At 72.3% G+C, this 386-nt stretch carries 1 pseudogene; it reads left to right on the top strand.

From position 1 onward, the window contains the following. Positions 1 to 386: pseudogene (locus tag ACTVZP_RS22345) on the top strand (polysaccharide biosynthesis tyrosine autokinase); the annotation flags it as partial.

Here is a 386-nt window from a genome sequence, read left to right as displayed (position 1 = left end):
CGCCGATCCTCGGCCATGCCGTGGCCTCGGGGCGGCTGCCGCTGCCCGATCTCGAGGCCCTGATCCCCTATGATCGGGGCGATGCCCGGATCCGGCTCGACATGCTCGAGGTGCCGCCCGAATGGATCGGGGAGGAGATCCGGCTTACGGCGGGAGAAGGGGGACGCTTCACGCTCCTGCTGCCGGACGAAAGCGTGGCCCAGGGCGAGGTGGGCGTGCCGCTCTCGCTCCCCGGGAAAGGGTTCGGCCTGCGGATCGGGGCGCTCGAGGGCCCCGCAGGGCGCGAATACGTGATCCTGCAGCGCGACGAGACCGAGGCGGTCCAGTCGCTGCGGGGGCGGCTGTCGGTGGCCGAGCGCGGACGGGGCTCCTCCATCCTCGAGGTA

The sequence above is a fragment of the Rhodobacter sp. NSM genome, assembly GCF_052244495.1.
Taxonomy (GTDB): domain Bacteria; phylum Pseudomonadota; class Alphaproteobacteria; order Rhodobacterales; family Rhodobacteraceae; genus Cereibacter_A.
The sequence above is the reverse complement of the archived record's forward strand: the minus strand, read 5'-3'. Positions and strand labels throughout refer to the sequence as shown.